The sequence below is a fragment of the Herbaspirillum sp. NPDC087042 genome, assembly GCF_044745245.1.
Taxonomy (GTDB): domain Bacteria; phylum Pseudomonadota; class Gammaproteobacteria; order Burkholderiales; family Burkholderiaceae_D; genus Herbaspirillum.
The window spans coordinates 195,144-208,374 of the sequence record NZ_JBIUZW010000004.1 but is presented as its reverse complement, the minus strand read 5'-3'; the positions used below and the strand labels follow the sequence as shown (position 1 = coordinate 208,374).

Here is a 13,231-nt window from a genome sequence, read left to right as displayed (position 1 = left end):
TGGAATCGGGAGCAGGCCCGCGCTTACTTGGCCGCCTTCTTCTTCTCGCCGATACGGCCTTCCTTGCCGGCCAGCAAGTTACCGATGTTCTTGCGGTGACGGTAGATCAGCAGGGCCGCCATGGCTACCACGGCCAGCAGGATGCCATCGGTGGTGCCGAACAGCAGGCCGTAGTAGAACGGCGCGAACAGCGCTGCCACCAGCGCCGCCAGCGAGGAGTAGCGGAAGGCAAAGGCCACCACCAGCCAGGTCGCCAGCGTGGCCAGGCCCAGCCAGACGTCCAGCGCCAGCAGGATGCCCAGGGCCGTCGCCACGCCCTTGCCGCCGACGAAGCGGAAGAACACCGGCCACAGATGGCCCAGGAACACCGCCAGCGTCACCAGCGCAATGCCGGTGTCGTCCACGCCGAATTGCGGACCGAACTTCTGCGCCAGCCACACCGCCAGCCAGCCCTTGAAGCCGTCACCCAGCAGGGTCAGCGCGGCTGCCTTCTTGTTGCCGCTGCGCAGCACATTGGTGGCACCGGGGTTCTTGGAGCCATAGGTGCGCGGATCGGCCAGGCCGAAGATCTTGGACACCACCACCGCGAAGGAAAGCGAACCGATCAGGTAGGCGGCGATGGCGAAAAGGATGTTGTACATGAATGCGTTCTTTCTCTTGTCTCGGGTTCTTGTCAGGCCGGGTCATGCAAGGCGCAGTTGACCGGCTTGGCCGGCAACACCTTGAGGATGGCAGCGGGGTCGATGCCGACCAGGAAGCCGCGCCGGCCGCCATTGATATAGATCTTGTCCAGCTCCAGGATGCTGGCCTCGACGTAGACCGGCATGCTCTTGCGGGTACCGAAGGGCGAGGTGCCGCCGATCAGGAAACCGGAATGGCGGTTGGCCACCTCCGGCTTGCAGGGCTCGACCGACTTGCAGCCGATCTGGCGCGCCAGGTTCTTGGTGGAGACCTTGCAGTCGCCGTGCATGAGCACCAGCAGCGGCTTGGCGGCCTCGTCCTGCATCACCAGGGTCTTGACCACCGCATGCTCTGCCACGCCCAGCTCGCGCGAGGACACCGAAGTACCACCATGCTCCTCGTAGTCGTACGGGTGCTCGGTGAAGGCGACGCCCTGCTTGCGCAGGAACTGCGTGGCGGGGGTTTCTGAGATGTGTTCTTTCTTGGCGCTCATGGCTTGGTTCTTCCTGACAGCGTGCTGACCGGCCGCACGGGCCGGGCCGGCGCCGCCATGGGCGCACATTATGCCGCAAGATCAGCCGCGGGGGTGATGTGCGGCATGCAGTTGCTTGAGGCGTTCGCGTGCCACGTGGGTATAGATCTGGGTGGTGGAGATATCGGCGTGACCCAGCAGCAATTGCACCACGCGCAGGTCGGCGCCGTGGTTGAGCAGGTGGGTGGCAAAGGCATGGCGCAGCGTGTGCGGCGACAGGCGCACGGTGATGCCGGCCTGCTGCGCGTACTTCTTGACCAGGGTCCAGAACATCTGGCGCGTCATCGGCCCGCCGCGCGCGGTCACGAACAGCGCATCGTCGACCTGGCCCTGCAGGATCTGCGCGCGCCCCTGCTCCAGGTAACGCACCATCCAGGCCAGGGCTTCCTCACCAAAGGGTAGCAGGCGCGTCTTGTTGCCCTTGCCGGTCACGCGCAGTACCCCCTCGTTCATGCCGACCTCGATCCCCTTCAACGACACCAGCTCGGACACCCGCAAGCCGCTGGCATACATCAGCTCGATCATGGCGCGGTCGCGCAGGCCCAGCGGCGTGGAGACATCGGGGGCCGCCAGCAGCGCCTCGATCTGGCCTTCGGACAAGGTCTTGGGGAAGCGCTGCGGCTGACGCGCCGAGCGCAGCTTCAGGCAGGGATCGGCGGCGATGTGATTCTGGCGCAGGGCCAGCTGGAAGAAGCGCTTCAGGACCGCCAGGCGACGATTGGAAGAACTGGGCTTGCTCTGCTCATGGCGGGCCGCGAAGTAGTCGCTGAGATCCTCGGCCCGGGTCTCGTAGAGCGAGCGCGCGTGCGCCTGGTGCAGCCAGTGCGCATAGAGCGTCATGTCGCGGCGGTAGGCCTCCAGGGTGTTCTTGGACAGGCCATCCTCCAGCCACAGGCTGTCGCAGAATTCGTCGATCGCTTCGCGGCTGGGCGCGGGCGCTTCTATCTTCGGTGTGGTGCGTCCCATCGCCGTCAGTATCCCGTCACGCCCTCGTGGCGCAACAGCCAGCGCTTGACCTCCAGGAAGAAGCCATCGGCCTCGTCATGATGCGAAAAGCCGCCCAGGCCGCCGGCGGCGGTCACCCGGTGGCACGGCACCACCAGCGGATGCCAGTTGGCGCCGCAGGCCTGGCCCACCGCGCGCGGCGCCGAACCGATGCGGCGCGCGACGTCACCATAGGTCAGCACCTGGCCGCTGGGAATGGCTACAATCGCTTGCCAGACGCGCTTCTGGAAGGCGCTGCCGACGTCCGCCAACGGCAGCCGCAGACGATGGCCGGGATCGGCCAGGTAGCGCTGGATCTGCTTGACCGCGCGCGCCGCCACGGCATCGGTGGCCTCCTTCTCGGCGTAGTGCCGGGGCAGGTAGACCATCTCCAGGATCACGCCCGCCTGGCTGCGGATGCCCATGCCGCCGAAGGGTGTATGCACCACGGCGGAAAACAGATCGCTCAAGGGCGAACTGGCTGGACGAGGAACGGCGCTGTCGGCGGTCATGGCATGGCATGGCATTGAAATCGGGAACCCGTATTCTAACTGCGTCACCGCGCCCTGGCCTGCAGGCCGCCGGGCATATCATCAAGGAGAGCCGCTGCATGAACACCCAGTCGCGACAGACTGAGATCGACCACCTGGTGGTCACCGCCCGTACCCTGGCCGAAGGCATGGCCTGGGTGAGCGAACGCCTGGGCGTTTCCATGATGCCCCGCGTCGGCGGCAAGCACATACGCATGGGTACGCACAATGCCCTGCTCTCGCTCGGCCCGGGGGCTTACCTGGAGGTCATCGCCATCGATCCGGCAGCACCCTCACCGGGGCGCGCACGCTGGTTCGCTCTGGATGGTCTGAGCACCGATACCAGTCCGCGCCTGGCGCACTGGGTCGTGCGCAGCAACGATATCGAAGCCAGCGCGCTGGCCAGCCCGATCGACCCGGGACGGGTAGAAAACATGCGCCGCGCCGGCTTGCGCTGGCTCATCACCGTCGCCCCCGATGGCAGTATGGCCTGCGATGGCCTGATGCCCTCGCTGATCCAGTGGCAGACCCGGCCGCATCCGGCCGCCATCCTGCCCGAACGGGGTTGCCGCCTGCGCCGGCTGGAACTGCATCACCCGCGCGGACGGGAGCTGACACAGGTAATGCAGGCCATCTACCTCAATCCAGAGCAAGTGAGCGTGCAGGAAGCAGAACAGCCTCGCCTGGCGGCAGTCATCCTCACGCCGGACGGCGAGCGCGTCCTCGGATGAGGATGCGATGTTGCAAATAATATAAATCGTATAGAAGGAAAATCCGCACGGAACCGTGCAAAGAAAAAAGGCGCATCCTCGGATGCGCCTTCAAATACTTCTGATGCATTCCCGGCTGCTTGGGCAGCTTCAATCGAATGCACGTCTCCTCAGTTTCCCGGTATCGATACCGTTTGTTATGCACCACCCGCTTTGTATCCGGTGCCGCCTGCCTGCGCCTGTCCGAGGTGTCGGAAAGGCCGCCTGCCGTACGCGTACATCAACAACCCAAAAACCTGTTCAAAGACTGCCGTATTCGATTGCTGGGCCGGCAAATGAAGAGTGCCGTTTCAGCAAAGCCCGCACTTTAACAGCACTCGCGCCGCTTTCAAAGCACTTTTTCGGGGCAAAACCAACATACTTTTTAGCAACTTGACTGACAACTAGAGGAGCCGGCACCAGCGTGGTGCGCACCGCCACAGCCGGCTCCCCAGGCCATTTCCGCTCAGTTGAACACCAGGTTGGGCAGCCACAGGGACAGCCCCGGCCAGTAGGTCACCAGCGCCAGGAAGCCCAGCATGGTCAACAGCCACGGCATGACTGCAATGGTCAGTTCGGTGATGCCCATCTTGGTAATGCCCGAGGCCACGTACAGGTTCAAGCCCACCGGCGGATGGCACATGCCCACTTCCATGTTGACCACGATGAGGATGCCGAAGTGCACCGGATCGATGCCCAGCTTCATGGCCACCGGGAAGAGGATGGGCGCCATGATCAGCACGATCGAGGAAGGCTCCATGACGTTACCGGCCAACAGCAACAGCACGTTCACCACCAGCAGGAAGGTGATCGGGCCCAGGCCGGAATCGGTGATCCAGGCGGCCATCGCCTGCGGGATATTCTCACTGGTCACCAGGAAGGAGAACAGCACCGCATTGGTGATGATGTAGAGCAGCATGGCCGACATCGAGGCCGAGTCCAGCAACACCTTGGGCACCTGCTTGAGGCGCAGGTCCTTGTAGACGAACACCGAGATGAAGAAGGCATACACCGCCGCCATCGCCGCCGCCTCGGTGGGCGTGAACACGCCGGTATAGATGCCGCCCATGACGATGATGATCAGGAACAGGCCCCAGCCGCTCTTGCGCAAGGCCACCAGGCGCTCGCCCCAGGTAGCCTTCTTCAGGCGCGGGTAATTGTTCTTGCGCGCCAGGTACCATGTGGTCAATCCCAGCAGGAAGGCCAGCAGCAAACCCGGCACCACGCCGGCCATGAACAGCTTGCCCACCGAGGTATTGGTCGAGACCGAATACATCACCATCACGATGGAAGGCGGGATCAGGATGCCCAGGGCACCGGAAGTGGTGATCACCCCCGCGCCGAAACGATTGGGGAAGCCCTGCTTGACCATGGCCGGCAGGATGATGGAGCCGATGGCCACCACCGTGGCCGGGGAAGACCCCGAGACCGCCGCAAACAGCGCACAGGCCATCACACCGGCCAGTGCCAGGCCGCCATGCCAGTGTCCCACCATGGAGGTGGCGAAGTTGATCATGCGTCGCGCCACCCCGCCGTGGGTCAGGAAGTTGCCGGCCAGGATGAAGAAGGGGATCGCCATGATCTCGAACTTCTCGATGCCGGTGAAGAGCTTCAGCGCCACCGACTGGATCGGCACGTCGGTCATGGTGAAGAGGAAGGTCAGCACCGTCAGGCCCAGCGAGATCGAGATCGGCATCCCGGTCAGCATCAGGGCAAACAGCAGGACGAAAATGATGGCTGCGTTCATGCTTTACCTCCGCTGGTTTCTTCGTCCAGACCTTCCACATGGGAATGGTCATGCTTGGGCAATTCGCCGGTCCGGTGGAAATTCCACGCGACCTGGAGGAAACGGAAGCACATCAGGTAAGACCCCAGCGGCACGGCCAGGTAGACGATCCACATCGGCACTTCCATCACCTCGGAGGTGCTCTCGTGCTGGGCGATGTCATAGACGAACTCGGCGCCGAAGCTACCGACGATGCCCGTGAAGAGCGCCCCGGCGAGCAGGCCGAAGATCACGAACTTGTTGCGCCAGGGGGTGTTCAGGCGGTTGATCAGCACGTCCACGCCGACGTGGATGCCGGTGCGCACGCCATAGGCGGCACCGAACTTGGCCATCCAGACGAACATGTAGATGCACAATTCCTGGGCCCAGCTCATGTTGATCTGGATGAGCTGATCCTGCAGCCAGGGGATGTCGAGGCCAGACGCGTAACGATGGACCACGGCCACGAAGATGATGAAGGTGGCGGCGGCCATGAGGAACGCGATCAGCCACTCTTCCAGATGGTCGAGTAACTTCATAGTGTCTCCTTGCGCCCGGTGGCCGGCACGGGCTACGTGCGGCCGCCAGGCTCCGGTTTTTCGGATTGTCGATTGTGATTGGGATAGTGCCCGCGCCCGCCGGATGCGCGGGCGCGTGGTATTGCACGCTGCAGGTACGAGGTGCTACAGGAACGGATTACTTCTGGCCCAGCGCTGCCGATTCCTTGTTGACGGCGTCGATGAGGTCCTTGCCGATGCGGCTGGCCATCTGTTGCTGGACCGGCAGCAGGGCGCGACGCCATTCGGCCTTCTCGGCATCGGTGAGGCGATAGACGGTGGTCTTGCCGGTCTTCTCGACGGCGGCCAGGGCGGCGTCGTTCTCTTGCTGGGCGATGGCGTTGGCGTACTTGGTGGCGTCCTTCATGGCGCCTTCGAGTGCCGTGCGGATGTCAGCCGGCAGGCCATCCCAGAACTTCTTGTTGACGATCACCGCATAGCCCAGATAGCCGTGGTTGGAGATGGTGACGTGCTTCTGCACTTCGTGCATCTTCTGGGTATAGAGGTTGGAAGGCGGGTTCTCGGTACCATCGACCACACCGGTCTGCAGCGCCTGGTAGACCTCGGAGAAGGCCAGTACCTGCGGGTTGGCACCCAGCGCACGCATCTGGGCATCGAGCACCTTGGAGGACTGGATGCGCATCTTCAGGCCACGGAAATCGGCCGGATGATGCAGCGGCTTGTTGGCCGACATCACCTTGAAGCCATTGTCCCAGTAGGCCAGGCCGGTGATGCCCTTGGGCTCCAGCTTCTTGAACAGGTCACGACCGATCGGGCCTTCGGTGACGCGGTACAGCACTTCCTTGGTCGGGAAGATATACGGCAGGTCGAAGACCTCGAACTCCTTCACGCCCAGCGGGCCGAACTTGGCCAGCGACGGCGCCAGCATCTGCACCGCGCCCAGCTGCAGGGCTTCAAGTTCTTCCTTGTCCTTGTACAGGGTGCTGTTGGGATAGACCTCGATCTTCACGCGACCGTGGGTGGCCTTCTCGGCCAGTTCCTTGAAACGCTCGGCGGCCTTGCCCTTGGGCGTGTCGTTGGCCACCACGTGGCTGAACTTGATGACGATGGGTTGCTGCGCCAGGGCGCTGGTGCTGACGATGGCCACAACCGGAAATGCGCAACAGGCCAGCAGCAAGGACTTCAGTTTCATGGTGTCTCCCCGAGGGTATAAATATATAAATGATTTATTGATTTTTGTTATGAACCTTGGCGCGGGTCGCACGTTGCCCCGGCATTCTGCATAGCTTCACCAAATTGGGGCAACTGTGGATAACCACAATCCTGTCGCTCTCCCCTCGGCCCCGGCGCGACGCTGGCGCAAGCCCACGGCCGCAGCTACACTGGCGGCGTCATGAAAGCCACCCCACCCCAGCCCACCGCCCCCAAAGTCACGGCCGCCTCGCTGCTGCAGGCTTCCGGCCGCAAGACCCGCATGCGCTGGCTGATCCCCTTCCTGCTGCTCTGCCTGTTCCTGGCCACGCTGATCTGGCTGCCACGCCAGGCGCAACAGATGGAAGCCAGCGAACGGCTGGAACAACTGATCGCCGATTCGCTGTGGGTGGAACAGGCGATCCGCTTCCAGTTGAGCCGCGATGACGAGAGCATGCGCATCATCGGTCGCGAGATCAGCACCGGACGCCTGCACCAGGACCATTTCCGCAGCCGCCTCAATGCCCTGCTGCGCAACAACCGCGAGTTCTACCGGGTGACCTGGTTCAATGCCGAGGGCAAGCCGCTGGCCTCCACCGATGACTACCCCATCACCCGCGCCGATCTCTCGCAATCCTCCGTGATGACCAGCGAGCGTGCCCACCAGATGCACCGGCCGCTCTACAGTCCACCGGCGGTGCCGCCGGGCATCGCCGAGCCGATGCTGATGGACTATCACGTACCGCTGTTCCGCGACAATCACTATATCGGCAGCCTGGTGGCCAGCTATGCGGTGGCCCGCATCCTCAACGAGATGGTGCCCTGGTGGTTTGCCCAGGACAATGAGATTTCGCTCTCCGACACCGACGACAACGTGGTGGCGCGCCGCGCCTCGGGCGGCCCCGGCCTGAACGTCTACACCCACCGGCGCGAACTGGAGCTGCCGGGCCTGACGCTGGTGCTCTATACCAATAGCACCAAGAGTGCGCCCAAGCTCTTGCCCAACCTGCTGGTGGGTTCGGTGATCGTGCTCTCGCTGGGCCTGCTGTGGAGCCTGTGGGCGCTGTGGCGCGACATCAACCGCCGCACCAAGGCCGAGGAAGCCCTGCTGAGCGAAGCCAGCTTCCGTGCGGCGATGGAAAATTCGCTGGTCACCGGCATGCGCGCGCGTGACCTGGAGGGGCGCATCACCTACGTCAATCCGGCCTTCTGCAAGATGGTCGGCATCCCCGCCGAAGAACTGGTGGGCAAGGTCCCGCCCATGCCCTACTGGGCGCCCGAAGCCATGGATGAGTACCAGGAGCGCTTCTCCAATGTCCTGGCCGGACGGGTGACACCGCAGTTCGAGACCATCTTCCAGCGCCACGACGGCGAACGCTTCCCGGTGCTGATCTTCGAGTCGCCGCTGGTGGACCAGCATGGCAACCAGACCGGCTGGATGGGCTCCATCCTGGACGTCTCCGAACGCAAGCGTGCCGAAGACCTCAACCGGACCCAGGAAGAAAAGCTGCAGGCCGGCGCCCGCCTGGCCAGCATGGGCGAGATCGCCTCCACCCTGGCGCATGAGCTGAACCAGCCGCTGGCGGCCATTTCCAGCTACACCACCGGGGCCCTGAACCTGATGCAGCAGGGCCATGCCGATCCGCAGGCCCTGCAGCCGGCGCTGGAAAAGATCCACGCCCAGGCGCAGCGCGCCGGCCACGTCATCCGCTCCGTGCACCAGTTCGTCAAGAAGCGCGAGCCGGCGCGCCAGCGCCTGCTGATGCGCCAGCTGATCGACAACATCGCCCCGCTGATCGAACTGCAGGCCCAGCAATTCTTCGTGGTGCTGCAACTGCAGGTGCCGACCTCCCTGCCGCCGGTGCTGGGTGACCAGGTGCTGCTGGAGCAGGTGATCCTGAACCTGACCCGCAACGGCATCCAGGCCATGACGGCCGTGCCCTCGGCGCGCCGCATCCTGCGCGTGACCGCCGAACTCACCCGCAACGACGATGGTGCCGAATCGGTCACCGTCTCGGTCATCGACCAGGGCCACGGCATCAGCGAGGACGTGGCCGCGCGCCTGTTCTCGCCCTTCTTCTCGACCAAGGCCGAGGGCATGGGCATGGGCCTGAACATCTGCCGCACCACCATCGAATTCCACGGCGGCACGCTCACCTACACCAATCACCCGGCTGGCGGTACAATCTTCCGGTTTTCACTACCCGCGCAAAGCGGGACCTCCTAAAACAACAGAGACCGCCGAGGCCTGCCTGCGGCCCGTCCCCGAGACCCGCTGACCCGCTGACCTGCTGACCTGCTGACCCGCACACCGATGCTGCACATAGTTGACGACGAAGAGATCATCCGCGATTCCCTGGCCTGGCTGGCACGCTCGCGCAATATCGCGGCCAGTGCCTACGATGGTGGCCAGGCCCTGCTGGCGGCGCTCACCGGCGCCACCGGCATCGATGCCGAGGGCGAATGCCTGCTGCTCGATGTGCGCATGCCCGGCAGCAGCGGCGTGGCGCTGTTCAACGAGCTCAAGACCAAGGGCCTGCTGCATCGCCGCCCGGTGATCTTCCTCACCGGCCATGGCGATGTCCCCATGGCGGTGGACATGCTCAAGAATGGCGCCTTCGATTTCTTCGAAAAACCCTTCAACGACAACCAGTTGATGGATCGCGTGCTGGAAGCCCTGGCCAGCTCCCGCGCCGGCGGCGCCGAGGATGCCGTGCAAGGCCGGCTGGCGGCCCTGTCGGTGCGCGAGCGCGAGGTGCTGGACCTGATCCTGGCCGGCAAGATGAACAAGGTCATCGCCGATGAACTGGGCATCAGCATGCGTACCGTCGAGGTCCACCGCGCCCATATCTTCGACAAGATGAACGTCAAGACCGCCGTCGAACTGGCGCGCCTGCTCAAGTAAGCCGGCGTGGAAATCCTCCAGCTCCTGCTACCCGATTTCAGCCTCATCGCGCTGGGCGTGCTGGTCTATCGCATCACCCACTGGGGCGATGAATTCTGGGCCGGTCTGGAAAAACTGGTCTACTTCCTGCTCTTCCCGGCCCTGCTGTTCCATTCCACGGCACGGCTGCAGGTCAATCTCGCCGTCACCGGCGGCCTGGTGCAGACCGGCATGCTGGCGCTGTTGTGCGGGATCGCACTGACCTGGCTGGGCAAGGCCTTCCTGCGCGCTACGCCCATGACCTACGAGTCCGGCATGCAGACCGCCTATCGTTTCAATTCCTATATCGCGCTGGCACTGGCCACCCGCATGGCCGGGGAGGAAGGTGCGGGGCTGATGGCGATCCTGCTGGGCTTCGGCGTCCCGCTGTGCAATATCGCCGCCGTGCACGCGCTGGCGGCGAAGAATGGCAGCCTGCTGCGCGAGCTGGCCAAAAATCCGCTCGTGCTGGCGACCGCAAGCGGCCTGACGTTTTCGGCACTGGGCCTGCACTTGCCGGAAGTGGCCGGGGTGGTGCTCTCACGTCTGGGCGGGGCCTCGATTGCGCTGGGCTTGCTGATGGTGGGCGCCGGCCTGCGCCTGTCGGGTCTCAGGGAGAGTCGCGCGGTGGTGGCCTGGCTCACCGCCATCAAGCTGGTGGCGGTGCCGGCAGCGGCCTATCTGATCGGACGTCATCTGCAACTGCCGCCGCTGCAGTTGAAGATCGTGGTGCTGTTCTGCTGCCTGCCCACGGCCTCCAGCTGTTACATCCTGGCGGCGCGCATGGGTGGCAACGGGCCGTTCACGGCCTTCCTGATTTCCTTCGGCACGCTGGTGTCGGCCGTGACCATTCCCTTCTGGCTGGCGCTGGTGCAGTGAGCCGGCGCCAGCCGGGGCAGGCCCTGCCTTACTTCGCGGGTTGCAGCACGATGCGCCGCTCGGTGACCTTCTCGATGGCCGCACGCGAATACAGCAGCGGGAAGTACTCGCCGTTCAACCACTTGTCAGCCAGGTCGCGGTAATGCGGGCTGTCGGGGTCCCCCGACTGGCCCGGTGAGTTGACCGCCCAGGAATTATCCCAGCGGCCCACATCGACCACCACCCGGAAGGACGGCCCATTGGTCTGGCGGAAGTCATTGACCCGATAGGTGGACTGGTTGGGCGAATAGGCGCCGCCATGCTTGGGCAGGGGGCCCACATTCAACTTCTTGCGCGTGGCCTCGTCGACCACGTCGGCCAGCGGGTGCGCCATCAGGTTGTGGTGCAGCTTGCCCCATTGCCATTGGCTGGCATCGGCACCCTGCAGCTTGACCATTTCCGCATAGGCTTCGCCCAGGCTCTCCAGCAGCACCTGGTCGCGCCTGGCGCGGGCCTGGGCAGGATCGGCGCCGAAGGCCGGGTTGGGCTGCTCCAGCGTATCGAGCAGCACGGCGGTATCGGGCGCGCCCATGGCGTCGGCGGCGGCCTTGGACAGCACGGCATTCTTGAAGGCCCGGCCCAGGTGGCGCGACAGCCAGACTTCATAGAGCGCCGGCTGCGCGGCATCGGCACGCTCCACGTAATCCCAATGGCCCAGGATGGCCAGGGCGGCGCGGGTATTGGCATCCTCCGAGGACAGGGGTTTCAGCAAGGCCGCCAGGCGCCGCGCGGGAATGGCCAGGTCGTCATTCTGCAGGCGCATCGAATCCTGCAGCGACACCTTGGGCAGGCTGGCCAGCACTTCGCTGATACGGGTGAAGCGCGAATTATTGGTCCATTCGAAGCCCAGCTTGCGCTCGCGGTAGGGGTAATCCGGCGGCAGGTTCATCTGGTTGGCCGAGGCGAACCAGCCCTTCTTCGGGTTGTAGGTCGAGGGCAGTTGGTCGCCGCGCCAGAAGCCGGCCCATTCATAGCGACCATCCCCGGGCACCGGCATCAGGCCATCCCAGTTGGGCCGCTTGGGGGCCAGGCCACCCGGCACCCAGCCGATATTGCCCTTCACGTCGGCATAGACCTGGTTCTCGGTAGGCGCGCCCCAGTTCAGCATCGAGGCCTTGAAGTGCTTGAAGTCGCGGGCGCGCATGTAGGCGATGCTGCCGAAGTAAGGCGACATGCCCGGCTCCAGCCAGCCCGAGCGCACGGCATAGGCGCGGTGCTTGGCCCGGTCCACGTAGATCACCGGGCCATGGCGGGTGAACATCAGGTCGGCCACGGCCGGCGCGCCATTCTTGATGCGCACCGGTTCGTGCAGCACGCGCATGGACTCCCATTTGCCCTGGTAGAGGTACTGGTCGGGATGATCCGGGTTCAACTGGTAGACGTAGAGGTCTTCCTGGTCGATGTTGAAGATGGTCAGGCCGAAGGCGATGGTGCCGTTGTGGCCGATGGAAATGCCCGGCAGCGCCGGTTCGCCGGCCCCGATCACATCCAGCCCGGGTGCGCTGATATGGGCGATGTAACGCAGCGAAGGGGCCGAATAGGCGCGGTGCGGATCGTTGGCCATGATGGCGCGACCGGTGGCCGACTTGGCCGGCGCCACCACCCAGTTGTTGCTGCCTTCCATGGTTTCTTCGGGATTGGCCAGCGGATCCGGCTCCAGCCGCACCAGCTGGCTGTCGCGCGCGGTGGCGGCGGCCGACAGGCTCTCGCGGGTGATGCGCACGCCCTGCGTGGCCAGCGTAAAGACCTGCAGCAAGTCCTTGGGCAGGCAGGGATCGAGGCCCTCGGGCATCTGGGCGGTCCAGGGCGGGGTCAGGCCGGAGCGTACCTCGTCGGACTTGAGATCGGCCGCACACGCCACGCGGGCGCGCGCGACCTCGCTTTGCAGGTTGCGCGTGAGGCCGTGGCTGCGGATGCGCACCACGTCCTCGGCCTGCCAGCGCGCCGGCAGGTAGCCGAGCTGGCGGAATTCGTAGGGCAGCTTGTCCTGATGCAGCGAAACGTAATCGATATAGGCATTGATGCCTTCCACGAAGGCCTGCGCCACATCTTCAGAACCCGGGCCGTAGGAAGCCCATTCGCGCTTCATGTCGCCGCGATAGAGGAACAGCCGGGTGGCGCGATCCTGGGCCAGATAGGCCGGGCCGAAGACCTCGGAGAGCTGGCCCAGCCCGCGCCGACGCCACAGGTCGATCTGGAACAGGCGGTCGCGGGCGGCATTGAAGCCCTGCATGAAGAAGGCATCGCGCTCGCTGGCGGCGTAGATGTGGGGCACGCCCCAGCGATCCACCAGGATCTCGGCGCGCTTGTTCAGACCGGGGACGGTGAGGGTTTCCTGTGGGCTGGCAGCATGGGCAGCCTGAGCGGCCGCCATCAGCGCCAGGCTAGCGCCCAGCAGCGCGGCCAGGGGTTTCATTCGTGTCATGGGTTCTCCTCCTCT

At 64.6% G+C, this 13,231-nt stretch carries 12 protein-coding genes; 4 read left to right on the top strand and 8 right to left on the bottom strand.

The window, feature by feature from the left end:
- Nucleotides 1-23: 23 nt before the first annotated feature.
- The 4 genes from plsY to ACIPHN_RS08110 all read right to left on the bottom strand — a co-directional run bounded on the left by plsY (nucleotide 24) and on the right by ACIPHN_RS08110 (nucleotide 2,709).
- Nucleotides 24-641, bottom strand: coding sequence for a glycerol-3-phosphate 1-O-acyltransferase PlsY (gene plsY / locus ACIPHN_RS08125; protein WP_400435038.1), 618 nt, complete (start codon nucleotides 639-641; stop codon nucleotides 24-26).
- Nucleotides 642-673: 32 nt separating this feature from the next.
- The gene (locus ACIPHN_RS08120) at nucleotides 674-1,174 is read right to left on the bottom strand and encodes an aminoacyl-tRNA deacylase (RefSeq protein WP_400435036.1); all 501 of its coding nucleotides are present in this window, start codon (nucleotides 1,172-1,174) and stop codon (nucleotides 674-676) included.
- Nucleotides 1,175-1,255: 81 nt separating this feature from the next.
- Nucleotides 1,256-2,179 carry a site-specific tyrosine recombinase XerD gene (gene xerD, locus ACIPHN_RS08115; protein ID WP_400435034.1) on the bottom strand — a complete coding sequence of 308 codons (924 nt, stop codon included), beginning with the start codon at nucleotides 2,177-2,179 and terminating at the stop codon, nucleotides 1,256-1,258.
- A 5-nt stretch (nucleotides 2,180-2,184) separates the two neighbouring features.
- Nucleotides 2,185-2,709: a methylated-DNA--[protein]-cysteine S-methyltransferase gene (locus ACIPHN_RS08110; protein WP_400435033.1), complete on the bottom strand. Its 525-nt coding sequence runs from the start codon at nucleotides 2,707-2,709 to the stop codon at nucleotides 2,185-2,187.
- Between the two features lie 98 nt (nucleotides 2,710-2,807).
- Between ACIPHN_RS08110 and ACIPHN_RS08105 the strand changes: the two genes are divergently transcribed.
- Nucleotides 2,808-3,458, top strand: a complete 651-nt coding sequence (locus ACIPHN_RS08105; RefSeq protein ID WP_400435031.1) for a VOC family protein — start codon at nucleotides 2,808-2,810, stop codon at nucleotides 3,456-3,458.
- Nucleotides 3,459-3,942: 484 nt separating this feature from the next.
- Here ACIPHN_RS08105 and ACIPHN_RS08100 read toward each other — a convergent pair whose 3' ends face one another.
- The 3 genes from ACIPHN_RS08100 to ACIPHN_RS08090 all read right to left on the bottom strand — a co-directional run bounded on the left by ACIPHN_RS08100 (nucleotide 3,943) and on the right by ACIPHN_RS08090 (nucleotide 6,951).
- On the bottom strand, nucleotides 3,943-5,223 hold the full coding sequence (locus ACIPHN_RS08100; protein ID WP_400435029.1) for a TRAP transporter large permease: 1,281 nt from the start codon (nucleotides 5,221-5,223) through the stop codon (nucleotides 3,943-3,945).
- Nucleotides 5,220-5,780: a TRAP transporter small permease gene (locus ACIPHN_RS08095; protein WP_400435027.1), complete on the bottom strand. Its 561-nt coding sequence runs from the start codon at nucleotides 5,778-5,780 to the stop codon at nucleotides 5,220-5,222. The genes ACIPHN_RS08100 and ACIPHN_RS08095 overlap by 4 nt, the downstream gene beginning before the upstream one ends.
- A 157-nt stretch (nucleotides 5,781-5,937) precedes the next feature.
- Nucleotides 5,938-6,951 carry a TRAP transporter substrate-binding protein gene (locus ACIPHN_RS08090; protein ID WP_400435025.1) on the bottom strand — a complete coding sequence of 338 codons (1,014 nt, stop codon included), beginning with the start codon at nucleotides 6,949-6,951 and terminating at the stop codon, nucleotides 5,938-5,940.
- Nucleotides 6,952-7,152: 201 nt separating this feature from the next.
- On the opposite strand from ACIPHN_RS08090, the gene ACIPHN_RS08085 reads away from it, so the two are divergent.
- The 3 genes from ACIPHN_RS08085 to ACIPHN_RS08075 all read left to right on the top strand — a co-directional run bounded on the left by ACIPHN_RS08085 (nucleotide 7,153) and on the right by ACIPHN_RS08075 (nucleotide 10,752).
- Nucleotides 7,153-9,177 (top strand): nitrogen regulation protein NR(II), encoded by a 2,025-nt coding sequence (locus tag ACIPHN_RS08085; RefSeq protein WP_400435023.1) that lies wholly within the window; start codon nucleotides 7,153-7,155, stop codon nucleotides 9,175-9,177.
- An 87-nt stretch (nucleotides 9,178-9,264) separates the two neighbouring features.
- Nucleotides 9,265-9,855, top strand: coding sequence for a response regulator transcription factor (locus ACIPHN_RS08080; RefSeq protein WP_400435021.1), 591 nt, complete (start codon nucleotides 9,265-9,267; stop codon nucleotides 9,853-9,855).
- Nucleotides 9,856-9,861: 6 nt separating this feature from the next.
- The gene (locus ACIPHN_RS08075; RefSeq protein ID WP_400435019.1) at nucleotides 9,862-10,752 is read left to right on the top strand and encodes an AEC family transporter; all 891 of its coding nucleotides are present in this window, start codon (nucleotides 9,862-9,864) and stop codon (nucleotides 10,750-10,752) included.
- A 28-nt stretch (nucleotides 10,753-10,780) separates the two neighbouring features.
- On the opposite strand, the gene ACIPHN_RS08070 is transcribed toward ACIPHN_RS08075, so the two are convergent.
- A complete protein-coding gene (locus ACIPHN_RS08070) occupies nucleotides 10,781-13,216 on the bottom strand; it encodes a penicillin acylase family protein (RefSeq protein WP_400435017.1) in 2,436 nt (811 codons plus the stop codon).
- Between the last annotated feature and the right edge of the window lie 15 nt (nucleotides 13,217-13,231).

Coding starts and splice junctions, on each gene's coding strand:
- plsY (WP_400435038.1), bottom strand. CDS start 641: ATGTACAACATCCTTTTCGCCATCGCCGCCTACCTGATCGGTTCGCTT.
- ACIPHN_RS08100 (WP_400435029.1), bottom strand. CDS start 5,223: ATGAACGCAGCCATCATTTTCGTCCTGCTGTTTGCCCTGATGCTGACC.
- ACIPHN_RS08080 (WP_400435021.1), top strand. CDS start 9,265: ATGCTGCACATAGTTGACGACGAAGAGATCATCCGCGATTCCCTGGCC.
- ACIPHN_RS08110 (WP_400435033.1), bottom strand. CDS start 2,709: ATGACCGCCGACAGCGCCGTTCCTCGTCCAGCCAGTTCGCCCTTGAGC.
- ACIPHN_RS08070 (WP_400435017.1), bottom strand. CDS start 13,216: ATGACACGAATGAAACCCCTGGCCGCGCTGCTGGGCGCTAGCCTGGCG.
- ACIPHN_RS08090 (WP_400435025.1), bottom strand. CDS start 6,951: ATGAAACTGAAGTCCTTGCTGCTGGCCTGTTGCGCATTTCCGGTTGTG.
- ACIPHN_RS08085 (WP_400435023.1), top strand. CDS start 7,153: ATGAAAGCCACCCCACCCCAGCCCACCGCCCCCAAAGTCACGGCCGCC.
- xerD (WP_400435034.1), bottom strand. CDS start 2,179: ATGGGACGCACCACACCGAAGATAGAAGCGCCCGCGCCCAGCCGCGAA.
- ACIPHN_RS08095 (WP_400435027.1), bottom strand. CDS start 5,780: ATGAAGTTACTCGACCATCTGGAAGAGTGGCTGATCGCGTTCCTCATG.
- ACIPHN_RS08105 (WP_400435031.1), top strand. CDS start 2,808: ATGAACACCCAGTCGCGACAGACTGAGATCGACCACCTGGTGGTCACC.
- ACIPHN_RS08120 (WP_400435036.1), bottom strand. CDS start 1,174: ATGAGCGCCAAGAAAGAACACATCTCAGAAACCCCCGCCACGCAGTTC.